This is a genomic window from Gordonia sp. BP-119, assembly GCF_016924115.1.
In the GTDB taxonomy this organism is placed as follows: domain Bacteria; phylum Actinomycetota; class Actinomycetes; order Mycobacteriales; family Mycobacteriaceae; genus Gordonia; species Gordonia hongkongensis.
Genome location: NZ_JAFFZF010000010.1, coordinates 57,262 through 80,077, shown reverse-complemented (window position 1 = coordinate 80,077; position 22,816 = coordinate 57,262). Strand labels below are relative to the sequence as shown.

Genomic DNA, 22,816 nt, shown 5'->3' with positions numbered 1-22,816 from the left:
GAACACCGCTTCCACTGCCCACCGAGTTTGCTCAGGGAATCGTAAGGCACGACCTCGGGTCCGACGACAGAGTGCGGGATCCGTATTGGAAACCGGCACGAATCCCGCACTCTGCGGGAAGTGGACCCGACTGGCGACCCTGCAGGTCTCCGCGGACGCCGTTCTCAGCGGACTCGCGGCGGCGTGGTGGCATGGCCTCGTGACCAAACGGCCGACGACGATCACCGTCACCGCTCCCCGAAGCTGGCACGGTTCGCCGGAGAAGGGGACGGTGGTCATCCGGAGATCCCTCGACGCGGCCGACGTCGTGGTCGAGAAGGGACTCACGGTGACCGCGGTGCCGTTGTCCGTCCTCGAAGGCGCCGTTGAAGGAAAGATGGACGTACTCGACCGGGCACTTCAGAACAAGAAGGTCACGGTTGACGCTCTCCTCGAGACCTACCAGCGGCGACGCCGCTGCCGTGGTGCAACCGAGATGGCGAAGATGCTCGTGCTCGTCGGTTCTGGTGCCCGTTCGGCTGCCGAACGGCTGACCGTGAAACTGTTCGCCGAGCACGACATAGCGGGTTGGGTCGCCAACCACCCGGTGTCCGGTTACGAAATCGACTTCGCCTTCGTCGGGAGGAAGGTGGCGGTCGAGATCGACGGCATGGCTCATCACCGGGACGCCGAGGCGTTCCAGCACGACCGCACCCGCCGCAACACCCTCATCGCACTGGGCTGGACGGTGTTGAACTTCACCTGGGCGGATCTCGTGGAACGCCCGGGATACGTCGCGTCGCAGGTGCGACGAGCGACCGTCTGATCACCCTCCGCAAAGTGCGGGATTCGTACTGGAAACCGTTACGAATCCCGCACTTTGGAAGAGCTCTGGACCACCTACAGGCCGAGATCCTTGGCGATGATCGTCTTCATGACCTCGCTGGTACCGCCGTAGATCCGCGTGACGCGGGTGTCGGCGTAGAGCCGGGCGATGGGGTACTCCAGGACATAGCCGTACCCGCCGTGCAACTGCAGGCACTTGTCGATGACCTTGCCCGCGGTCTCGGTGGCGAACAGCTTCGCACGGGCCGCATCCGGGACGGTGAGCTCGCCCTCGTTGTAGAGTTCGAGTGCACGGTCGACGAATTGGCGGATGGCCTCGACCTCGGCGGAGCACTCGGCGAGGACGAACTTGGTGTTCTGGAACGCCGCAACGGGTTTGCCGAAGACGTCGCGCTCCTTGGTGTAGGCGATCGCGTGCTGAACGGCCGCGGCGGCGGTGGCCGACGCCCCGATGGCGATGGTGAGTCGTTCCTGCGCGAGATTGTGCGCCAGGTACGAGAAGCCGGCACCCTCCTCGCCGAGCCGGTCCTCGACCGGCACCTTGACCGAGCTGAACGAGAGCTCGGCGGTGTCGGAGGCCTTGAGGCCGATCTTCTCGATCTTGCGTCCGACGGCGAAACCCTCCGACGAGGTGTCGACCACCAGGATCGACAGTCCCGCACGACGATTCGACTCGTCGAACGGTGCGGTCCGGGCGACGACCAGGATGCGGTCGGCCAAGGCGCCGCCGGTGATGAACGTCTTCGCGCCGTCGAGTACGTAGTGCGACCCGTCCTCGGACAGCTTGGCGGTGGTCGAGATGTTGGCGAGGTCCGACCCGGTGCCGGGTTCGGTCATGGCGATCGCGAACATGAGTTCGCCGGAACAGAATCCGGGCAACCACCGCTGCTTCTGTTCGTCGGTGGCGTACTCGACGAGGTAGGGGAGGATCAGGTTCGAGTGCACCGAGTAACTGCCGAAGGTGACACCGGCCGCCGATGTCTCCTCCGCGATCACCATCGAATAGGTGAAGTCCGAGACGCCACCGCCCCCGAACTCTTCGGGTGCCTCGATGCCCAGGACGCCGAGTTCGCCCAGCCTGTTGTAGAACTCGCGCGGCGGATGGCCCTGCTTCTCCCAATCGTGGTACACCGGCGCGACCTCTTTGGCGATGAAGTCACGGATGGTCTTGCGGAAGGGCTCATGGTCCTCGGTGAAGATGCGACGCTGCATTGGTCCCTCGAAACTGTTGTGGGCGGACGGGTCTGACGACATTCACCTCAAGTGGTCATCGCTCCTGATATTCGCGTAGGAGCCCCTTGGAGATGATCTGTTTCTGGATCTCGCTGGTGCCCTCGCCGATCAGCAGGAAGGGCGCGTCGCGCATGAGGCGCTCGATCTCGAATTCCTTCGAGTAGCCGTAACCGCCGTGGATGCGGAAGCTGGCCTGGGTGACCTCGGCGCAGTACTCACTGCACAGGTACTTGGCCATCCCGGCGGCGACGTCGTTGCGCTCGCCGGAGTCTTTCAGTCGTGCCGCATTGACCATCATCAGGTGTGCCGCCTCGACCTTCGTCGCCATCTCGGCCAGCGAGAACGCAACGGCCTGGTGCTCGGCGATGGGTTTGCCGAAGGTGGACCGCTGCTGCGCGTACTTCGCCGCGAGTTCGAAGGCGCGCTGGGCGATTCCGCAGGCGCGGGCCGACACGTTGACGCGCCCGACCTCGACGCCGTCCATCATGTGCGCGAAGCCGCGGCCCGGTTCGCCCCGAGGATGTCGGTGGCGGGCGCGCGGTAACCGTCGAAGATCAGCTCGGTGGTGTCGATGCCCTTATAGCCCATTTTGTCCAGCTTGCGCGGGATAGTCAGGCCGGGGAGTACCTCGCCGAAGCCGGCCGGCTTCTCCACCAGGAACGTCGTGAGGTTCTTGTGCGGCTTCTCGTTGCCCTCCTCGGTACGGACAAGAGCGGCAACGAGAGTCGACGACCCGCCGTTGGTCAGCCACATCTTCTGACCGTTGATGACGTATCCGTCGTCTCCGTCCCGCTTCGCGCTGGTCTTGATCGCCGCGACGTCGGACCCCAGTTCCGGTTCGGACATCGAGAACGCGCCGCGCACCTCGCCCGTCGCCATGCGGGGGAGGAAGCGCTGTTTCTGCTCGTCGGTCCCGTGCTGGCGGATCATGTACGCCACGATGAAATGGGTGTTGATCACGCCCGACACGCTCATCCATCCACGTGCCAGTTCTTCAACGCACAACGCGTAGGTCAGCAGGGACTCGCCGAGTCCGCCGTACTCCTCGGGGATCATCAGGCCGAACAGGCCCATCTCGGCCATGCCGTCGACGATGGCCTGCGGATACTCGTCGGCGTGCTCGAGTTCCTGTGCGGTGGGGATGATCTGCTTGTCGACGAACGAACGGACGTTGGCCAGGATCTCCGTCTGGATCTCGGTGAGGCCCAGGGTCTGCGCGAGGCGGGTCATGGTGGCTGGTCTCCGAAGTCGGTCGGGGTGCGCTCGCACCGTCGGGCGGACGTTGGTGCGCGACCGGCACGCGCCCGTCTCACAGCATGCCCGGCGGCGGCCCGGCGAAGTAGTCGCGGTGAACTAAGGGAGCGATAGCGCGAGCCAATGGCACTCGGCTGCGCCACCGGCGCCTATCGGTCCGATAGCCATCGCCGATGACCCCGCTCGCAACTCCGTGTCCTCAACACATAGGCAGCGACAGTCAGGTCGTTCGCCGAGCGAACGTTGTCAGAGGGGTTCGACCCTGGTTTGAATCGGAACGGATATGAGCCATAACACTGACGGAGCGCATCGCAACCCAGATCACTCGTCTGGAAGAGGTAATGCCATGACGGTCTCCACCGCCTCCGGATCAGGAGCCGGCGACAAGCCCGGGTCAGCGGCGCGCACGGGACCCGATGGTCCCGCCCACACCGTCGACTTCGAAGCGGCCCAGACGCCGCGAGGTCTCGGCCCGCGCGGCGAATCACGCGCCGGCGCCTGGGGTCTCACGGCTCTGCTGGTCAGCCTCTACGTGATCAACTACGCCGACAAGGCGGTGCTGGGCATCATCGCGCAACCCTCGCGAGGAGCTGGGTCTGAGCTCCTCGCAGATCGGTCTCGTCGGCAGCCTGTTCTTCCTCACGTTCACGATCGGCGGCTTCTTCGCGGGACTGCTCAACCGCTGGATGACCCTGCGCTGGTCGCTGGTCCTCCTGGCCCTGTGCTGGGCCGCGGCGATGCTCCCCATGGTGGTCGTGGCGTCGTTCGCGGTCCTCGTCCTCAGTCGGCTGTTCCTCGGTCTCGCCGAAGGTCCGAGTTCGGCGCTCCTGCACACGGCGGCCTACTCCTGGCGTCCGCCGGCCCGGCGCGCCCTGCCCGGTGCCCTCCTCGCCGGTGCCGCGTCGATCTCGAAGATCGCGATCGCTCCGCTGCTCGCCGTGATCACAGTGAGCTTCGGGTGGCGCTGGGCACTGATCTCCCTTGCCGCCGGTGGCCTCGTCTGGTGTGTCGTCTGGCTGTCGACCTGGCGCAACGGCCCGTACATCGCGAGTGGGAAGACGTCGAAGGACGCGCCGACCGCGAGTGCCGGCGCCGAACCCGCGACGCCGTGGATCTCGATCTTCCGCTCACGCACGTTCGTCACCGGCGCGCTCGTCGTGATGAGCGTTTATGCGCTGGTCAGTGTCGTGCTCACGTGGTTGCCGTCGTACTTCGAAGAGGGGCTGGGGTACAGCCGCCTGCAGTCCGGGTCGATGTTCGCGTTCCCCTCGATCGTCGGCCTGGTCCTGATGGTGCTGAGTTCGATCACGAGTGATCGGATGATCTCGAAAGGGGCGACCTCGCGGATGCTGCGCATCGTCGTGCCGTCGGTCGGGGTTCTCGTCTCCGGTGTCCTGCTGTTCCTGCTGCCCTCGGTCGGCACACCGATCGTCGCGGTCGCGATCCTGTCGATCGGTTATGGCTTCGCGGCCACGGTGTTCCCGTTGTTCAACGCGGCCGTCGCCGAGATCTGCCCGCCCCGGCAGACCGCCGGAACGCTGGGTGTCTTCCTGGCGATCATGGCGATCGGCGGTCTCGTCGCGCCGTACGCGACGGGTGTCATCGTCGACGCGGCCGCCACGCCGGCCGAGGGTTACGCCACCGCGTTCCAGGTGCTCGGAATCGTCGCCGCGGTGTGCGCGGTGCTCGCGCTGGTCTTCGCCGATCCCGAGCGCGATCGTGCTCGGTTGCGTCCGCACGCGCCGGCCGTCGAAGGCGCCACCTCGTGACTTGCGCGTCCCATAGGTAGGGCCTCATCGACTGTGAGTGTGAATCGACTTGTCTGCCAAGCGCCCCGGTGGTCGGCTCGTCACAGCGGGCGATCGGCGTCCGCCGGCGTGGTGCACGTCGGACACAACTTCATCCCTTGCCCTGACATCGAGGAGTCCCCATGCGTGATGCAGTGATCGTCGACGCGGTCCGCGCGCCCATCGGCCGCCGCCGCGGCGCCCTGTCCGGTATCCATCCCGCCGACCTGTCCGCCCATGTACTGGAGGCGCTCGTCGAGCGGACCGGCATCGATCCGGCCGTCGTCGACGACGTCGTCTGGGGATGTGTCAGCCAAGCCGCCGAGCAGGCGGGCAATGTCGCGCGGACGGCCGTGCTCGCCGCCGGCTGGCCCGAGAGTGTCCCCGGAACCACTGTGACGCGCGCCTGCGGGTCCAGCCAGCAGGCGGTCAGCATGGCGGCCGCGGCGGTGGTGTCCGGCCAGCAGGATGTCGTGATAGCCGGCGGGGTCGAGTCGATGAGTCGTGTCCCGATGGGCAGCGCCGCACCGAATGGCGAGCATCAGCCGCCCACGGTCCTCGACCGTTACGGCGTCGACAAGTTCAGCCAGGGGATCGGCGCCGAGATGGTCGCCGCGAAATGGGGATTGGACCGCACCCGCCTCGACGAGTACTCGCTGCGCTCGCACGAACTTGCTGCGCAGGCGGCCGACCGCGGTGCGTTCGACGCCCAATTGGCGCCGATTCCGGGGGTACTCGAGGGGGACGAGGGCATCCGCCGCGGTGGGACGCTCGAATCGCTCGCCAAGCTCAAGCCGGCCTTCAGCGAGGACGGCGTGATCCACGCCGGCAACTCCTCGCAGATCTCCGACGGGTCGGGTGCCCTGCTGATCATGTCCGGCGAGACCGCGAAGTCGCACGGTCTCACGCCGATCGCCCGCATCCACACCGCGGTCGTCGCAGCCGATGACCCGGTGATCATGCTGACCGGGCCGATCCCGGCCACGGCCAAGGCGCTCAAGCGCTCGGGATTGTCGATCGACGACATCGGGGCTTTCGAGATCAACGAGGCGTTCGCCCCGGTCCCGCTGGCCTGGCAGGCCGAGACCGGTGCCGACATCGAGCGTCTCAACCCGCTCGGCGGTGCGATCGCCGTCGGTCACCCGCTCGGCGGTTCGGGCGCCATCCTCATGACGCGGCTCGTACACCACATGCGCGACAACGGAATTCGGTACGGACTGCAGTCGATGTGCGAAGCCGGTGGCATGGCCAACACCACCATCCTCGAACTGCTCTGACCGCGGGCTTCCGCTCCTCTGCTCCCTGAGGTGCGAGGAGCGCAAGCGACGAGCCACGAAGGGCCTGGTGAGGCAAGTTTCGAAGCCCTTCGTGGCTCGCTTCGCTCGCACCTCAGGGAGCAACGGGGGCTCGCTTCGCTCGCACCTCAGGGAGCCGGGCCGGGCTCGCAAGCTCGCTCGTCAGGGAGCGCACAAATCACATCGAAAGGTACTGGATAACAATGAAACTCAATGGACTGTCGGTCGCGATCACCGGTGGTGCATCCGGTCTCGGGCTCGCCACGGCCCGGCGCGTCATCGACGCCGGTGGCCTGGTCACTCTGATCGACCTGCCGACCTCGGACGGTCAGGCCGTGGCCGACGGACTCGGCGCCGCCGCGTCGTTCGCGGCCGCCGACATCACCGACCGCGAACAGTTCGCCGCCGCACTCGATGTCGCCGACGACCGAGGTGGCCTGCGCGGACTCGTGCACTGTGCCGGGGCGGGCCGGCGCATGCGCATCCTGGACAAGGAGGGCAAGGCGGGTTCGGTGGAGGACTTCGAGTTCGTCATCAAGCTCAACCTCGTCGGGTCGTTCCATGCGCTCTCGCTCGGCGCGGAACGTATTGCGCGGCAGGAGCCCGTCGACGGGGAGCGGGGCGCCATCATCATGACCGCGTCGGTCGCGGCGTACGAGGGACAGATCGGCCAGATCAACTACTCGGCGTCGAAGGCGGGCATCGTCGGGATGACGCTGGTCGCCGCACGGGACCTGGCCAGCAAGCTCATCCGCGTCAACACCATCGCGCCGGGCACGATGGACACGCCGCTGCTCGCCCGGCTGCGCGACGACGTGCGCGATGCGCTCGCCGCGAGCATTCCCAATCCGGCGCGGCTCGGTAGGCCGGAGGAGTTCGGTCAACTCGCCGCGTCGATCCTGGAGAACACCTATCTCAACGGCGAGACCATTCGCCTCGACGGGGCGATCCGGATGGCGCCGCGGTAACCCGAACCCCGGCACGTCCGTTCTGCGTCTCCACAACGCCTTTCGAGAGGAATCATCGCGATGTCTGTCACGGCGCCCACCACTCTGAGCTATCCCGACGCCACGATGGCGGTGCTGCCGGCGAGTATGGCCGCCCTCTACGGCGAGCGCGCGGCCGTCGTCGATGGCGCGACGACGCTCACGTTCACCGAGCTCGACGCGCGTTCGGCCGCCGTCGCGTCGGCGTTGCGTGCGGTCGGAGTGAGGGATCGCGATGTGGTCCTGCTGTACCTGACCAACAGCGTCGAGTTCGTCGTCGCCTACTACGGATCACTCCGGGCCGGTGCGGCGGTGACCCTGGTCAATCCGTTGCAGCCCCTACCGGGTCTGCGACGTCAGATCGCGGAAACCGCTGCGGTGGTGGGTTTCACGCAGATCGAGCAGTCCGCTCGTCTCCTGTCCGCCGCCGTCGGCACGGCGTTGACGACGGTGGTGACGGTGGACGGGGCCGCGGATGCGCCGGAGGGCATCGACACCGTCCCCCTAGCGGAGTTCGTCGTCGGGCACGAGACGGCCCCGCCGGTCTCGACCACGAGCGACGACGTCGCGCACCTCGCCTTCACCGGCGGCACCACGGGTGTCTCGAAGGGCGTTCGGGTCCTGCACCGCAACGTGCTCGGCAACGTCACGCAGATGATCGCCTGGCGGGCAGGTCATTCCGTGGCGGTGGGAACCGACGGTCTCCTGACCCTCACTCCCCGGTCGTCGGAGAACCCGGGGGTGGTGCCCGGGCATGCGGCGACGGTCGTCGTGTCCCCGCTGTTCCACGCGCACGCCCTCATCAACATGTCGTTTCTCCTGCTGTGCGGTGCCACGCACGTGTTCGCCGGTCGTTCCGAGCCCGGGCGGATGCTGGCTCTCATCGAGGCGCATCGGGCGTCGTACGTGACCGGGAGTCCCGCGATGTGGCATGCGCTCGCCGTCCACCCCGACGTCTCCACACGGGACCTGACCTCGGTGCGGGTGGTCTCCTCCGGCGCGGCGCCGATCGATCACGTGACCCTGGAGCAGCTCGAGAAGGCGTTCCCGGCATCGGCGATCGTGGAAGGATACGGCCTCACCGAGGCGACGTGCCTGGTGTCCTCGGCGCCCCTGACGTCCGGGGGTCGATACCGGCTCGGGAGTGTGGGTCTGCCGACGTTCGACACCCAGATCGAGATCCGCGCCGTCGACGATCCGGCCGTCGTCCTCCCGCCGGGGGAGAAGGGACAGTTGTGGGTGCGCGGCCCGCAGGTCACCGACGGCTATCTCGATCACCCCGAGAAGACGGCCGAGCAGTTCGTCGACGGGTGGCTCGACACCGGTGACATCGCCTACCGCGACGCCGACGGGTACCTCTACATCTGCGACCGCGCCAAGGACATGCTGATCTACAAGGGCTACAACGTGTATCCGCGCGAGCTCGAGGAGATCCTGGTGACGCATCCCGACGTCGGTGCGGCGGCGGTCGTCGCCCGGGAGGCGGGTGCGGTGGGGCAGGAGCCGGTGGCCTTCCTCGTCGCCCGGGACGGTCACGTCATCGACGCCGATGCGGTGTCGGACTTCGTCGCCGCGCAGGTGTTGCCCTACAAGAAGATCCGGGACGTGTACGTGGTCGACGAGCTGCCCACCTCGGCGGCCGGCAAGGTCCAGAAGGTGGCGTTGCGGGAGCGCCTGGCGAACGCCTGACAGGGTCAGCGCCGGCGCCCGAGGCGCCGGCGCACGCGCGTGTGGTCAGCGCTGCGCGCGCTTGACCAGGTTGCGCCCGATGATGAGTCGCTGGATCTCGCTGGTGCCCTCGTACAGGCGCAGCAACCGCACCTCGCGGTAGATGCGTTCCACCGCGACATCGCGCATGTAACCGCTGCCGCCGTGGATCTGCACGGCGAGATCGGCGACCTTGCCGACCATCTCGGTGCAGAACAGCTTGGCAGCCGACGGGGCGATGCGGCGGTCGGTGTCGTCGACCCACGCCCGGGCGGCCTCGCGCACCAGTGCGCGCCCGGCCATCACCCCGGCCTGCTGGTCGGCGAGCATGGCCTGGACCAGTTGAAACTCGCCGATCGCGGTACCGCCCTGGGTGGCGGTGGCGGCCCAGGTGACCGACTCGTCGAGCGCACGCTGCGCGGTGCCCACCGAGAGCCGCGATGTGCACCCGGCCTCGGGCCAGGCTCATCATCGCGGCCTTGTAGCCCACGTCCTCGCTGCCGCCGACCAGTGCCGACGCCGGCACCCGCACGGCGTCGAAGTGCACGTCCGCGGTCCAGGCGCCCTCCTGGCCCATCTTGCGGTCCTTGGCGCCGACGCTGAGGCCGGCGGCGTCGGCGGGGACCAGGAACACCGCGATGCCCGTGCCGTTCTCGTCGGCCGGACGGGTACGTGCGAACACGACGAACAGATCGGCCAGCGGCGCATTGGTGATGAACCGCTTCTCGCCCGTGATCACCCAGTCGTCACCGTCGCGGACGGCCTTCGTGCGCAGTCCGGCCGGATCGGACCCGGCCCCCGGTTCGGTCAGCGCGAACGAGGCGACAACCTCGCCGGACGCGATCTTCTCCAGCCACGCGGACTTCTGCTCGTCGGTGCCGAAGTGGACGAGGACCTGGCCGGCGATGCCGTTGTTGGTGCCGAACATCGAGCGCAGCGCCAGGGATGTGTACCCGAGCTCCATCGCGAGTTCGACGTCCTGGGTCAGATCGAGGCCGAGACCGCCCCACTCCTGCGGGATGGCGTAGCCGAACAGGCCCATGCTCTTCGCCGTCTGGCGGATGTCGTCGGGGATGGCGTCGGTGTCGAGGATCTCCTGCTCCCGCGGGACCACCACCTCGCGGACGAACTCGCGCGTCGCGGCGAGGATGTCGGCGAAGTCCTCGTCGCCCACCTCGGAGGAGGTCGTCCGCGCTGAATGCATCACTCCGGTCATGCTGTCACTCTCGCGGCCGGCGGGCGAGGGGTCCAATACGAAACCGGGATCGCTGCGATAGCCGTTGCGTATGAGCGCGGACGGGTCGATCGGGGCGGAACCTCGATAGATTTGTCCCCGCGGCACTCACCGCGGGCCCGGCGCTTCGCGACCGGTTGCCCGACGACCGTCACCCCGCCGCCCTCGAAAGGACTCCGATACATGTCATCGCACCCGCCCGCCGCCGCGTTGCTGGAGGGTCGTACGGCCGTCGTGACCGGCGGAGCCCAGGGCATCGGTTTCGAGATCGCCCGCTCGTTCGTCGACGCCGGCGCGCGAGTCGTGCTCGGTGACCTCAGCCTCGACGCCGCGCAGGCGGCCGCGGACGAGCTCGGCGGCCGCGACGTGGCCCGCGCGGTGAGGTGCGACGTCGTCGACGCGGGGGAGGTCGACGCGCTGCTCGCGGCCGCGGTCGACGGGTTCGGGGCACTCGATGTGCTGGTGAACAACGCCGGGATCACCCGGGACGCGACGATGCGCACCATGACCGAAGACGATTTCGATCAGGTCATCTCGGTGCATCTCAAAGGCACCTGGAACGGCACACGCAAGGCGGCGGCGATCATGCGCGAGGCCAAGCGTGGTGCGATCGTGAACATCTCGTCGCTGTCGGGCAAGGTCGGCATGGTCGGGCAGACCAACTACTCGGCCGCCAAGGCGGGCATCGTCGGCCTCACCAAGGCCGCGGCCAAGGAGATGGCCCATCACAGCGTGCGGGTCAACGCGATCCAGCCCGGCCTCATCCGGTCGGCGATGACCGAGGCGATGCCGCAGAAAGCGTGGGACCAGAAGATGGCGGAGATCCCGATGCGGCGCGCCGGCGAGGTCGGTGAGGTCGCGAGCGTCGCGCTGTTCCTGGCGTGTGACATGTCGTCGTACATGACGGGCACCGTCCTCGAGGTGACCGGCGGCCGTTTCATGTGACCGCCGGCCCTGCTCCACGCCTCCTCTGACACCGAAAGGTCACCCATGCGCGACGTCGTCATCTGCGAACCGGTCCGTACCCCGATCGGCCGTTACGGCGGGATGTTCAAGAATCTCACCGCCGTTGATCTCGGGGTCGCCGCGCTGACGGGGATGCTCGACCGGACCGGACTCGACTCGGAGAAGGTCGAGGACGTCATCCTCGGTCACTGTAACGGGAACAGCGAGGCGCCCGCCCTGGGACGAGTCATCGCACTCGATGCCGGGTTGCCGATCACAGTGGGCGGCATGCATATCGATCGTCGTTGCGGGTCGGGACTACAGGCCGTCATCCAGGCCGCCTACCAGGTGTCCTCGGGGGACAACGACGTCGTGGTCGCCGGCGGTGCTGAGTCGATGAGCAACGCGTCGTTCTACTCGGTGGACATGCGGTGGGGTGGGGCCCGGACCGGAATTGCCATGCACGACAGCCTCGTCCGGGCGCGCTCGACCGCCGGCGGCAAGAACTACCCGGTGCCCGGCGGCATGATCGAGACGGCCGAGAACCTGCGCAAGGACTACGAGATCTCCCGGGAAGAACAGGACGAACTGGCTGTGGCATCGCACGAACGAGCGGTGCGGGCCCAGAAGGATGGCGTACTGGCCGAGGAGATCGTCCCGGTCACCGTGGCTTCCGGCGCGAGTGGGCCCGCTCGCTCCGCTCCCGGCGCCCGGTCTGGTGATCAGGTCATCGACACCGACGAGCATCCACGCCCGGATGTCTCGGTCGAGTCGCTGTCGAAGCTGAAGCCGATCATGGGCAAGACGGATCCGGACGCGACGGTGACGGCGGGCAACGCCAGCGGTCAGAACGACGCCGCGTCGATGGCGCTCGTGACCACCCCCGAGGTCGCCGAGAAGCTGGGTCTACGCCCGCTGGTGAAGCTGCTGTCATGGGGTCTGGCCGGTGTGCCGCCGCGCACCATGGGGATCGGGCCGGTCCCCGCGACCGAGAAGGCGCTTGCCAAGGCCGGTCTGACGCTCGCCGACATCGACGTGATCGAGCTCAACGAGGCGTTCGCCGCGCAGGCACTCGCCGTCACCCGCGAGTGGGGTTTCGGCCGTTTCGGTGCCGGCGGCGATTTCGACCGCACCAACGTCAACGGCTCGGGCATCTCGCTGGGCCACCCGGTCGGCGCCACGGGCGGACGCATGCTGGCCTCCCTGGCGCGTGAACTGCACCGGCGCGAGGCCCGCTACGGCCTGGAGACCATGTGCATTGGCGGTGGCCAGGGCCTCGCCGCGGTCTTCGAACGCGTCAGCTGACCTCGAGACTCACCGGGCCCCACCTGATCCGCACCGGTGGGGCCCGGTGTTCCACCCGTCATCCCGCAGTTTCGCGCACGAGGTCGACGAAGGCCTGACCGACGGCCGACAGCGACGGCGGGTGGAATGCGATGGCAAAGGGTCGCACCACATTCGGTTCGATCTCACGGATCACGACAGGCTCGTCGGCCGACTCCGCCACCGATCGTTCGAGTAGAGTGCCGCCGATTCCGGACTCCACCATCGGGAGCCGTTCCTCGCGGATCTCCGACAGCACGGCCAGCGGCGGGCGGACGCCCCCGACGCGGATCGCCTCCTCGAACTCGTCGGCCACCGAGTAGCCGCGTGGCACGAACACCATCGGGATCGCCGGCAGATTGTTCAGCGGGATCGGGCCCTCGGGTACGTCGGTGCCCGGCGGGTAGACGAGCACGTGTTCGTGTTCGCCGATCACGATCACCTCGAGGTCGTCGCCGGCGATGGGTAGGTGGGCGACGGCGAACTCGCAATGACCGTCCTCGATGGCCGACGCGGCCCTGGTCTCATCGCGTAACTCGCCGAGTCGCACCGAAACCCGCGGATAGGCGGCCCGGAACCGGGCGACGAGATCGACGACGGGCCCGACCGCGGTCGCGGCGAAGGCCAGGATCTCGAGGTGGCCGGTGAGTTCGTCCGCCGAGGCGGAGAGCAGATCGTCGACGGCGTCCATGTCGCGCACGATCTGTCGCGCGGGACCGACCATCGTGCGCCCGGCCGCCGAGAGGACCATCCCGCGACCGATGCGGTGAAACAGCTGGACTCCGAGTTCGCGTTCGAGCGCCCGGAGTGCTTGGGACACGGTGGGTTGCGCGACACCGAGAGCCGACGCGGCCCCGCCGATGCCCTTGTTCTCGACCACCGCCAGGAAGTACTCGACCTGTCGCAATTCCATGGCGTGTCACCAATCCCGTGGTTCGGCGGGGTCCGGCGCGATCCCGCAGTGGACCTTCGCCGCGGAGATGAAGGCGAGGGCGGCCGGCGAGGGGAGCCCGGATCGCAGCACGAGACCCCACGGTCGGGTGAGCGGTGGGTCGAGCGCGATCCGGCGGAGTCCCGCAAGCTGCCGGTCGGCCACGGTGCGTGGGAGAACCGTTGCGCCCGTGCCCTTCTTGACCAGACTCCATACCGCGGACGGTAATTGGCAGTCGACCACCACGTTCTTGGCGTCGTCGTCGAGGAGTCCGCCGAGGAGTTCCGCGGTGATCGGGTCGCTGTGATCGACGACGAGTGGCAGCGAGCGCACCGCCGACTGCGGTATCGGTTCGGGCAGACCGTCGGCGAGCGTCGTCGGCGCCGCGACGATGAGTTCCTGCTCGGCCATCGGGATGGCGGTGAAGGTCGCGTGCTCGGCGGCCGAGTCCATGATCCCGATCTCGGCGTCCCCGGATCGCAACGCCGACAACACCCCGGTGGGACTGTCGGCGGAGACGACTCGAACCGACAAGCGTGGGAACCGTTCCCGGAACAGTCGGACGATGTTGACCACCGGGTCCACACTGAACGCCGCGTAGGTCACGATGTCGACGCGACCGGCGCGCAGTTCCCGAACCGCGTCGACCTTGGCCTTGGCGCGGTCGACGTCGGCCAGGATGCGCCGGGCGGCGACGTCGAGTTTGCGCCCGGCCTCGGTGAGTTCGAGGCGTCGTCCGGTGCGGTCGAACAGGGTGACGCCGAGACGTCTCTCGAGCGTGCGGATCGCCTGGGACAGCGACGGCTGTGAGATGTAGAGCGACTGGGCGGCCTTCGTGATGCCGCCGTGGTCGACCACGGCGACGAAGTAGGTCACGAGGTGCAGGTCCACCCCGGTCACTCTAGTGACCCGAGTGTCAGGTCACTTGCCGGTCCAGCGCGGCGCGCGTTTCTCGGCGAAGGCGATCGCACCTTCCTTGGCGTCGTCGGAGACGAACACCGGACCGAGGAAGTCCCACTGCTTCTTGATGAGTTCGGGATCGGTGTAGCCGATCGCCATGGAGGTGACCTGTTTGGTGGCGCGGACGGCGAGGGGGCCGTTGGCGGCGATGACGGCGGCCAGTTCGCGGGCCCCGGCGAGTGCCTCGCCGGGTTCGGTGATCCGGTTGACCAGGCCGAACTGGTGGGCGCGTGCCGCGGTGAGCGGGTCGCCGGTGAGCGCGAGTTCCATGGCGAGCTGGTAGGGGAGGATCTTCGGGAGGCGTAGGAGGCCACCGGCGGCGGCGGCGAGTCCGCGCTTGACCTCGGGGATGCCGAACTTGGAGTCGTTTGCCGCGACGACGAGGTCCGCCGACAACGCGAGTTCGCATCCGCCGGCCAGCGCCCAGCCCTCGACGGCGGCGATGAGGGGCTTGGTCGGCGGGGCCTCGGTGAGGCCGCCGAACCCGCGTCCGTCCAGCGCGACCTTCTCGCCGCGAGCGAAGGCCTTGAGGTCCATCCCGGCGCAGAACGTGCCACCGGCACCGGTGATGATGCCGATGGTGAGGTCGTCGCGCGAATCGAGTTCGTCGATCGCGGCGGCGATACCCTCCGACACCTCGAGATTCACGGCGTTCTTCGCCTCGGGGCGGTTGATCGTGATGACGGCGACGCCGTCGGCGAACTCGGTGAGCACGGCACTCATGGGGACTCCTGGAGTTGGTGGACGGGACGGGCGGTCAGGTGTTCTCGGATGTGGAGATCTGTTGCGGCTCAGCCGGTGTGGGCTCGCCGGCGGCAAACCAGCGGATCGGCTCCGGGGTGGTCGGATCGGTCGCCGTCTCATCGGGAACGCGGGCGTCGAGGACGCCGCGTTCCTGCAGGACGACGAGATGGGCGTGGGTCTCCCGCAACGCGAGTCGGCTGAGGGTGAGGGACAGCTCCTCGAACGGACGCGACCACGTCACCGACCGGGTGATCTCCCAGGCCGTGCTCTCCGGATACCGGGTCACGGTCGAGGCGATCTCATCGAGCCGCTCCTCGTGATGCGTGAGGAGACCGGTGACGCGGTCGCCGAGGCCTCGGAACCGGTACTCGTGGGACGGCAGCGCCTCGTGGTCACGCATCTTCTCGGTGTTGGCCAGCGAGATCAGGTAGTCGGCGAGGGGACTGTCGGTCTGCATGGGATTGGTCGAGATGTTCGGACTGATCCGCGGCAGCAGGTGGTCGCCGGTGAAGACGATGCCGGCGGTGTCGTCGGCGAAGCAGAGGTGCCCCGCGGTGTGGCCCGGGGTCCAGACGGCGCGGAGATCCCAGCCGGGGATGTCGAGCGGGGCGTCCCCGGTCAGCTCGCGGTCGACGGTCCGCCCGTCGGGCAGGCGGATGAAACCGACCAGCCCCTCGTCGGCGACCTCGGTCGGTGCGCCGAGAGCGCGGAGTTCGGATCGCGCCTGGCCGAGTTGGGTCTCCACCTCGGTATCGGAGTAGTGGCGCAGGTACCGGGAATCGTTGCGATGCATCCACAGCTCGGCGTCCACGTGCTCGAGTAGACGCGGCACGAGCCCGAAATGGTCGGGGTGCAGATGGGTCACGCCGATGGACCTGATGTCGGCGAGGTCGTGGCCGGTGGAGCGGATGCCTGCGACGAGGATGTCCCACGACTTGTCGGACGGCCAGCCGGCGTCGATCAGTGCGAGACCGCCGTCGGGCAATCCGAGGGCGTAGACCAGGACGTATCGCAACGGATTGGATCCCATGGGGACCGGGATCGACCACAGCTGCGGCCGGACCTCCTCGACCGGGGGCAACACCTTGTCGGCCCAGGCCTGCTTCTGCAGCGTGCCGGTGACCTCGATCGTGCCCATCCAGCCTCCCGCCGGGTCCGTCGCGTGGTGATACCGCTGATGATCGTTGCAGTGATCAACAGTCATCCGATCACGAGAGGCGATCGCGCTCAAGCTGTGGGCGGCTCAGACATCCTGAGGTAGGACCTATGGATCCAGGTCGGCGAGTCCGGCCGCGGCGCCGTCGCAGCTCGCCGCGACGTCGTGAACCAGTCGCCCGGTGAGTTCCGGTTGGATGAGCGGGAAGAGATGGCTCGCCCCGGGGACGATGGTCAGCGACGCGTGCTGTGCTGCCTCGACGAAACGTTGTTCGTGGACCCGGAACTGGTCTCGGCTACCGTTGACGAACATCGTTCGGCCGGGGTAGCGCCGGACCTCGCCGAGCGCGTCGAACCGCTTGATCTCGGCGACGACGTCGGCGATCGACCCCAGTGCCAGTCCGCCGATCTCCATGTCGGCGGACACCTGACGTCCCACGGCGAGGCGGGTGGCCACCTGACTGATGATCGCCGCCTGACGCGGCAGGAACGCGGTGACCGCACCGAACGTCTCGAACGGCGCGGCCAGCAGCGGACTGGGCTGCGCGGTCGCGCACATCGGGACGAGGGCCGCGACGGCTTCCGGATGGCGTCCGGCGACCGCCATCGCCACGTAGCCGCCCATCGACATCCCGGCCACGACCGCCGGCCGGCCGAACCCGCTGATCTCGGCGAGCACGGCGTCCACCGCGCCGGACATCGTGAACGTCTCGTCGCGGCGCTGCCCGTGGCCAGGGAGGTCGGGGGTGGCGACCGCGCGCCTCGGGTCGGGACCGGCCACAGCCGCCGCGACCCGGTGCAGGGTCCCGCCGCTCACGCGCAAACCGTGGACGAGGACGACGGGCGTGGGTTCGACCACCGGCGCGTCGACGGGAACGGGTGCGGGCTCGGCCATCGCACGCAGTATGCCGCCGAACGGTTCTCGACGCCGCCGGCGTCACCGACTGTTCGTCAGCGGTCTGCTTCGACGTCGGTTTGTTCGGCACCGGTCTGCCCCGGCGTTCCCGCCGGTTCGCCCGGTGGGGGCACCGGTGACACGCGCCGACCGATGCCGATGCGGTCGAGGAACCCGGCATCGTGGGAGACGACCAGCAACGCACCGGTCCAGGCCTCGAGTGCGTCCACGAGTTGCGTGACGGTGTCGAGATCGAGGTTGTTCGTCGGCTCGTCGAGGATCAGCAGCTTGGGTGTCGGGTCACCGAGCAGTGCGTCGGCCAGTGCGACGCGCAGCCGTTCGCCGCCGGACAGTTCGGCGAGTGCGCGATCGGCGCGCGCACCCCGGAACAGGAACCGCGCGAGATGCGCCCGCACCTCCTGCGTCGAGATGTCCGGGTGGGTCCGCGCGAGGTGCTCGGCGATCGAGACGGTCGGGTCGGGGAAGGTGATCTGCTGCGGCACGAAGGCGAACGGTACGACGACGGATTCGGAGACGATCAACTCCGCGATCAGTGTCGATTTCCCGGAACCGTTGGGCCCCACCAGAGCCACCCGCTCGGGTCCGTCCATGCGCAGGCGGTCGTCGACGGCGATCTGGGCGCGCGGGGCCACTTCCGGCGTCGGCACGACGATCCGCGCGGTGCGGTCGGTGCGGATGTCCTCGCGGGCCTCGTCGAGACGTGTTGCCGCAGAGGCCACGTCGTCACGATGGGCGTTGCGCAGTTTGCCCGCCGACACCTGCGCCTCGCTCCGGCGGTTGTGTGCCACGATCTTCGGCACCCGCTTCTCCCGCTCGGCTGTCGCGCCCGTCCGGGCCCGCCGATCGAGTTTGATCAACGCCTCGGTCATCTCGCGGCGCTGCTTGCGCAGATCGCCGGCCGCGGTGGCAACCGCTGCCTCGGCGGCGTCTTGTTCGGCGTCGATGATCTCGCGGTACCGGGAGTAGGGGCCGCCGAACAGCCGCACCCGACCTCGGTACAGCTCGACTGTCGTATCGACACGTTCGAGGAGTTCGAGGTCGTGACTGACCACGACCACCGTGCCAGGGAACGACTCGATGGCGTCGAAAAGCCGGGCGCGGGAGTCGATGTCGAGGTTGTTGGTCGGTTCGTCGAGGAGCAGGATCGTCGGGTCGGCGATGAGTGCGGCGACGATCGCCAGCAGGGTCGCCTCCCCGCCGGACATGGCGCCGACCGTGCGGTCGAGGTCGGGCGGCAGTCCCATCTGCTCGAGGAGTCCGATGGCACGCTCCTCGACGCCCCAGTCGTCCCCAACTGCGTCGAAGTCCTGCGGATCTACCGAACCGCTCTCGATTCGTCGTATCGCACAACGAATCTCGTCGATGCCGAGGGCGTGCGCCACGGTCGACGACGGGTCGGACTGCGGGTCCTGCACGACCACAGCGACATCGGTCGTCGACGTGTCGCCTGCGATCGTGATGCTGCCCGACGCCGGGCGTGATCGACCGGCGATCAGGCCGAGGAGGGTGGACTTGCCCGCACCGTTCGCGCCGATGAGGGAGTAGGTCTCGGCGCCCAGGGCGAGGTCGAGGTGTTCGAAGACGACTGTCCCGTCGGGCCAGGCGAACGAGACGTCGGACAGCACGATGGAAGACGGCATGAGCGCTCCTGAAGTGGGTCGGGTACACCGACAGGGCGTCGGTGGGGTCCGTCGGCGGTGCCGACGGCCGGGGCCACTTCAGTTCTTCATCGCGGTGGATCACTCCTGGCGGGTCTGGGGGCAAGTGGTGACCACCGTAGCGGACGCGCTCGGAGTTGCCAACGGAATTAACCGCCGACGAGTCGGTTCCGGGCTCACCGCTACGGTTGGGGTATGTCATTTCTCCGCACCTCGGTGTCCAACGGCGTCGGCGAGATCGTCCTGGACCGGCCCAAGGCTCTCAATGCGTTGGACCAGAGCATGATCGACGACATGTACGTCACGCTCGGCGAATGGGGTGACGACGACGCGATCGACACCGTCCTGGTCACCTCGGCGAGCGACCGGGCGTTCTGCGCCGGAGGCGACATCCGTGCGATCCGCGAGCACGCCATCGACGGCGACCACGCCTCGATCAGCCGCTACTTCGCCGGCGAGTACCGGCTCGATCAGCTCGTCGCCGACTACCCGAAGCCCTACATCAGCCTGATCGACGGGGCGGCCATGGGCGGGGGTCTCGGGATCAGCGTGCACGGCGAGATCAGGGTCGTCACCGAGAAGGCGATGATCGCCATGCCCGAGACCGCGATCGGGTTCTTCCCCGACATCGGTTCGACCTACTTCCTGCCGCGGCTCCCGGAGGGCGTGGGCATGTGGCTCGGACTCACCGGCGCCCGGATCCGCGGTGTGGACGCGGTCGCCGTCGGACTGGCAACGCATTTCGTGTCCTCCGCCGACCTGCCGGCGGTCGCCGACAGCATCCGTTCCGGTGCCCCGCTGGCCGACGCGCTGGCCACGTCGGGGACCGAGGACACCAGCGACGTGCCGTTGCGCAAGATCGGCGAGTACTTCGCCGACGACAACGTCAACGCCATCCTCGGCGGCCTGCGCGGCGCGGTCGGCGACGACTGGGCCCAGGAGATGGTCGGTCTGCTCGAGGGTGCCTCACCCACCAGTCTGTGGGTCACCGCGGCGATGATCAGCGCCGGGGCGAGGTCGGGGATCGACGAGTGCTTCGACCGGGAACTGCATGCCGCAGAGGAGATCACGAAGACCCACGACTTCCGCGAGGGGGTGCGGGCCGTGCTCGTCGACAAGGATCGCAATCCCGAATTCGATCCGGCGCGCATCGACGACGTCGATCCCGCCGTCGTGGCCCGGATCGTCGGTGCCAACGCTGGTTGAGGTGCCGCCCCGCTGGTTGAGTCGCCGCCCCGCTGGTTGAGTCGCCTCCCCGCTGGTTGAGTCGCCTCCCCGCTGGTTGAGCTTGTCGAAGCCACTGGTCGGGTTTGCGAGGTCGGTTGCCGAGGTGGCCTCGACGGACGCGGCGTCCTCGCTACGCTCGGTCGACGCTGCTCGACCAGCGGGGGGTGGCGTCCTTACCACGCTCGGTCGACGCTGCTCGACCGGCAGATCTCAGGGCGTGAGCTGAAACCACCCCGACAACGACACGCTGTCGGTCGAGTTGCCCTCGGACTCCGGCTGTTTCGTGGCCGACGACTCGTCGAGGTCGTAGCGGACGTCGTCGTCGGGTGCGAGCGGGTTGGCCTCGACCCGTGTCGCCGTCGGGCAGGTGAACGAGCCGGCCGCGAGTGAGCCCGACATGCCGCTCACGCTGAGCTGGCACGCGGACGAGTGGTGGTAGTCGCCGTTGATCGAGACCCCGATCTGGGCGTTGATCGGTCGTGTCAACGGCCCGACGGTCGGACGCGTCGCGCCCACCGGTGGCAACAGGCCGCCGGTCAGTTCGCTGATCAGGAACTCGATCTGCGCGCCGCCGGTGCCGGCGTCCTTGAACACGAAGAGCAGCGAGTCCGGCGGCACGTCGGGCCGCGCCGGGCCCCACCGGTCGAACTCATAGCAGTTGGGCTCGTCGGCGGGGGTGGCGCCCACCGCGGGTCCGCGTCGGGAGTCCGCCGGCGTGTCCGCGACCGCGATTCTGATGTTGCCGTGACGGAACTCGAAGTTCTGGCCACTGCGGTCGACGTTGCCCTGCGGTGGTTTCTCGGTGCAGAGCGTCGAGTCGACCGGGCGTGCGGTCGGCACCGGCGTCGAGGTGGTGGGCGTGGACTGGTGCGGGGCGTCGGAGCCACAGGCGGTGACGAGCGACGCCACCGCCGCGCACATCAGCACGGCGGCGCGCACCGGCCGGCGCCGTGTGCTCGTCGACCGGTCAGTCCGCTGCCGCGACAAGGGGTTCGAGAGTGAGGTCGGGGTGTTCCTTCTCGATGTACTGCAGGCGCCACTTGTCGCTGAAGAGCGCGAGAACGGCGCCGTCGGTGCGGGTGAAGACCTCGACGCCGCGTTGCCGATTCAGTTCGGGCGCGCTGTCGGCATCCGTGCGACGGGCGAGGGTGTAACCGAGCGGCTCGATGATGGTGTCGACGTTGTACTCGGCCTTCATCCGCGCGGTCACGACCTCGAACTGCATCGGTCCGACGGCGGCGAGCACCGGCGACGCATCACCGCGGGTGTCGTTGCGCAGGACCTGGACCACGCCTTCGCTCTCGAGCTGGTCCATGCCCTTGCGGAACTGCTTGTACTTGTCTGCGGTGGTGGCACGCAGGGTCGAGAAGTGTTCGGGCGCAAAGGACGGGATCGGCGGGAACTGCACCTTGGGGCCGTCGTAGAGAGTGTCGCCGGGAGCGAGCGCGGTCGCGTTCACCAGCCCGACCACGTCACCGGGGTAGGCGGTGTCGACCGTCGAGCGGTCGCGGCCGAAGACGGCCTGGGCATACTTGGTGGCGAACGGCTTTCCGGTCTGCGCATGGGTCACGACCATGCCGCGTTCGAACTCGCCGGACACGATACGCATGTACGCCAGGCGATCCCGGTGGCTGGAGTCCATCCCGGCCTGCACCTTGAAGACCACCGCGCTGAACGGGTCGGTCACCGGCCGTGGATTGCCCTCGACGTCGGCCCGCGGCCCGGGCGGGGGAGCGAGCTCCACGAGGACCTCGAGGAGTTGCCGCACACCGAAGTTCAGCATCGCGGACGCGAAGATCATCGGCGAGGTCTGCCCGGCGAGGAACAATTCCTGATCGTGGTCCTGGCCCATCTCGGTGAGCAGTTCGCTCTCCTCGAGTGCCGAGGTCCACTCGTCGCCCTCGCGAGCCAGCGCGTCGTCGGCGGACATGATCTCCTCGGGCGCGATCTTCGCGCCGCCCGCGGTACGGGTGAAGTGCACGTACTCGCCGGTGCGCCGGTCGAGGAGACCACGGAAGTCGCCGGCGATGCCGACCGGGAAGAACAGCGGGGTCGGGGTGAGGCCGATGCGCTCGGTGATCTCGTCGATCAGTTCGAGGGGGCTCTGACCCGGCCGGTCCCACTTGTTGATCACCGTGATGACCGGGATGCCCCGGTGGCGGCACACCTGAAAGAGTTTGAGGGTCTGCGGCTCGAGTCCCTTGGCGGCGTCGATGAGCATCACCGCGGCGTCGACCGCGGTCAGCACGCGGTAGGTGTCCTCGGAGAAGTCGGCGTGACCCGGGGTGTCGACGAGGTTGATGACGCTCGGGATCTCGGGGTCGGCCTGGGCTGCGGCCGAGTAGTTGAACTGCAGCGCCGTCGAACTGACGGAGATGCCGCGCGCCTTCTCCATCTCCATCCAGTCGGAGACGGTCGACTTACGTCCGGCCTTGCCGTGGACGGCGCCGGCCTCGCTGATCATCCGCGCGTGCAGCGCCAACGCCTCGGTCATCGTCGACTTGCCGGCATCGGGGTGGGAGATGATGGCGAAGGTACGACGACGCGTCACTTCGCGACTGATCACCTCGGAACTCACGAGGTTCCAGGCTACCGGGCGTGCAGGGGGCGGCCAAACTCGCTCGCGGCGGAGTGCC

General features: G+C 68.2%; 16 protein-coding genes and 3 pseudogenes. 8 read left to right on the top strand and 11 right to left on the bottom strand.

Annotated features, from left to right (window positions below; translation table 11 throughout):
• Positions 1–85: 85 nt before the first annotated feature.
• Positions 86–805, top strand: coding sequence for an endonuclease domain-containing protein (locus JW364_RS08555; RefSeq protein ID WP_205333086.1), 720 nt, complete (start codon positions 86–88; stop codon positions 803–805).
• A gap of 74 nt (positions 806–879) precedes the next feature.
• Here the strand turns inward: JW364_RS08555 and JW364_RS08550 are convergent, their stop codons facing one another.
• Together JW364_RS08550 and JW364_RS08545 are read right to left on the bottom strand one after the other, a co-directional pair.
• Positions 880–2,037, bottom strand: coding sequence for an acyl-CoA dehydrogenase family protein (locus JW364_RS08550; RefSeq protein ID WP_165630302.1), 1,158 nt, complete (start codon positions 2,035–2,037; stop codon positions 880–882).
• Positions 2,038–2,092: 55 nt separating this feature from the next.
• Positions 2,093–3,288, bottom strand: a pseudogene (locus JW364_RS08545) (acyl-CoA dehydrogenase family protein).
• A gap of 370 nt (positions 3,289–3,658) precedes the next feature.
• Here JW364_RS08545 and JW364_RS08540 point away from each other — a divergent pair.
• The 4 genes and pseudogenes from JW364_RS08540 to JW364_RS08525 all read left to right on the top strand — a co-directional run bounded on the left by JW364_RS08540 (position 3,659) and on the right by JW364_RS08525 (position 9,069).
• Positions 3,659–5,081: pseudogene (locus tag JW364_RS08540) on the top strand (MFS transporter).
• Between the two features lie 161 nt (positions 5,082–5,242).
• Positions 5,243–6,376 carry a thiolase family protein gene (locus tag JW364_RS08535; protein WP_058251438.1) on the top strand — a complete coding sequence of 378 codons (1,134 nt, stop codon included), beginning with the start codon at positions 5,243–5,245 and terminating at the stop codon, positions 6,374–6,376.
• Between the two features lie 221 nt (positions 6,377–6,597).
• The gene (locus JW364_RS08530; protein WP_205333087.1) at positions 6,598–7,362 is read left to right on the top strand and encodes an SDR family NAD(P)-dependent oxidoreductase; all 765 of its coding nucleotides are present in this window, start codon (positions 6,598–6,600) and stop codon (positions 7,360–7,362) included.
• A gap of 60 nt (positions 7,363–7,422) precedes the next feature.
• A complete protein-coding gene (locus tag JW364_RS08525; RefSeq protein WP_205333088.1) occupies positions 7,423–9,069 on the top strand; it encodes a class I adenylate-forming enzyme family protein in 1,647 nt (548 codons plus the stop codon).
• A 45-nt stretch (positions 9,070–9,114) separates the two neighbouring features.
• Here the strand turns inward: JW364_RS08525 and JW364_RS08520 are convergent.
• Positions 9,115–10,303 (bottom strand): annotated as a pseudogene (locus tag JW364_RS08520) (acyl-CoA dehydrogenase family protein).
• A 201-nt stretch (positions 10,304–10,504) separates the two neighbouring features.
• Between JW364_RS08520 and fabG the strand changes: the two are divergent.
• Both fabG and JW364_RS08510 read left to right on the top strand, forming a co-directional pair.
• Positions 10,505–11,266 (top strand): 3-oxoacyl-ACP reductase FabG, encoded by a 762-nt coding sequence (gene fabG, locus JW364_RS08515; RefSeq protein WP_205333089.1) that lies wholly within the window; start codon positions 10,505–10,507, stop codon positions 11,264–11,266.
• 45 nt (positions 11,267–11,311) lie between these two features.
• The gene (locus JW364_RS08510; RefSeq protein WP_205333090.1) at positions 11,312–12,571 is read left to right on the top strand and encodes an acetyl-CoA C-acetyltransferase; all 1,260 of its coding nucleotides are present in this window, start codon (positions 11,312–11,314) and stop codon (positions 12,569–12,571) included.
• Positions 12,572–12,629: 58 nt separating this feature from the next.
• Here JW364_RS08510 and JW364_RS08505 read toward each other — a convergent pair whose 3' ends face one another.
• From JW364_RS08505 to JW364_RS08480, 6 genes are all read right to left on the bottom strand, one after another.
• Positions 12,630–13,502: a LysR family transcriptional regulator gene (locus JW364_RS08505; protein WP_058250859.1), complete on the bottom strand. Its 873-nt coding sequence runs from the start codon at positions 13,500–13,502 to the stop codon at positions 12,630–12,632.
• A gap of 6 nt (positions 13,503–13,508) precedes the next feature.
• The gene (locus tag JW364_RS08500) at positions 13,509–14,411 is read right to left on the bottom strand and encodes a LysR family transcriptional regulator (protein ID WP_165630296.1); all 903 of its coding nucleotides are present in this window, start codon (positions 14,409–14,411) and stop codon (positions 13,509–13,511) included.
• A 30-nt stretch (positions 14,412–14,441) separates the two neighbouring features.
• Positions 14,442–15,203 carry a crotonase/enoyl-CoA hydratase family protein gene (locus tag JW364_RS08495; protein ID WP_165630295.1) on the bottom strand — a complete coding sequence of 254 codons (762 nt, stop codon included), beginning with the start codon at positions 15,201–15,203 and terminating at the stop codon, positions 14,442–14,444.
• Positions 15,204–15,237: 34 nt separating this feature from the next.
• The gene (locus tag JW364_RS08490; protein WP_165630882.1) at positions 15,238–16,362 is read right to left on the bottom strand and encodes an MBL fold metallo-hydrolase; all 1,125 of its coding nucleotides are present in this window, start codon (positions 16,360–16,362) and stop codon (positions 15,238–15,240) included.
• 126 nt (positions 16,363–16,488) lie between these two features.
• Positions 16,489–17,274: an alpha/beta fold hydrolase gene (locus JW364_RS08485; protein ID WP_165630294.1), complete on the bottom strand. Its 786-nt coding sequence runs from the start codon at positions 17,272–17,274 to the stop codon at positions 16,489–16,491.
• 56 nt (positions 17,275–17,330) lie between these two features.
• Positions 17,331–18,935 carry an ABC-F family ATP-binding cassette domain-containing protein gene (locus JW364_RS08480; RefSeq protein ID WP_240198837.1) on the bottom strand — a complete coding sequence of 535 codons (1,605 nt, stop codon included), beginning with the start codon at positions 18,933–18,935 and terminating at the stop codon, positions 17,331–17,333.
• A gap of 213 nt (positions 18,936–19,148) precedes the next feature.
• Here JW364_RS08480 and JW364_RS08475 point away from each other — a divergent pair, with 213 nt between their 5' ends.
• Positions 19,149–20,159 (top strand): enoyl-CoA hydratase/isomerase family protein, encoded by a 1,011-nt coding sequence (locus JW364_RS08475; protein ID WP_165630293.1) that lies wholly within the window; start codon positions 19,149–19,151, stop codon positions 20,157–20,159.
• A 231-nt stretch (positions 20,160–20,390) separates the two neighbouring features.
• Here JW364_RS08475 and JW364_RS08470 read toward each other — a convergent pair whose 3' ends face one another.
• Both JW364_RS08470 and JW364_RS08465 read right to left on the bottom strand, forming a co-directional pair.
• Complete coding sequence (locus tag JW364_RS08470; RefSeq protein ID WP_242696990.1) at positions 20,391–21,119, bottom strand: hypothetical protein; 729 nt, start codon at positions 21,117–21,119, stop codon at positions 20,391–20,393.
• A gap of 28 nt (positions 21,120–21,147) precedes the next feature.
• Entirely contained in the window at positions 21,148–22,758 is a 1,611-nt protein-coding gene (locus JW364_RS08465) for a peptide chain release factor 3 (protein ID WP_058250853.1), read from the bottom strand.
• Between the last annotated feature and the right edge of the window lie 58 nt (positions 22,759–22,816).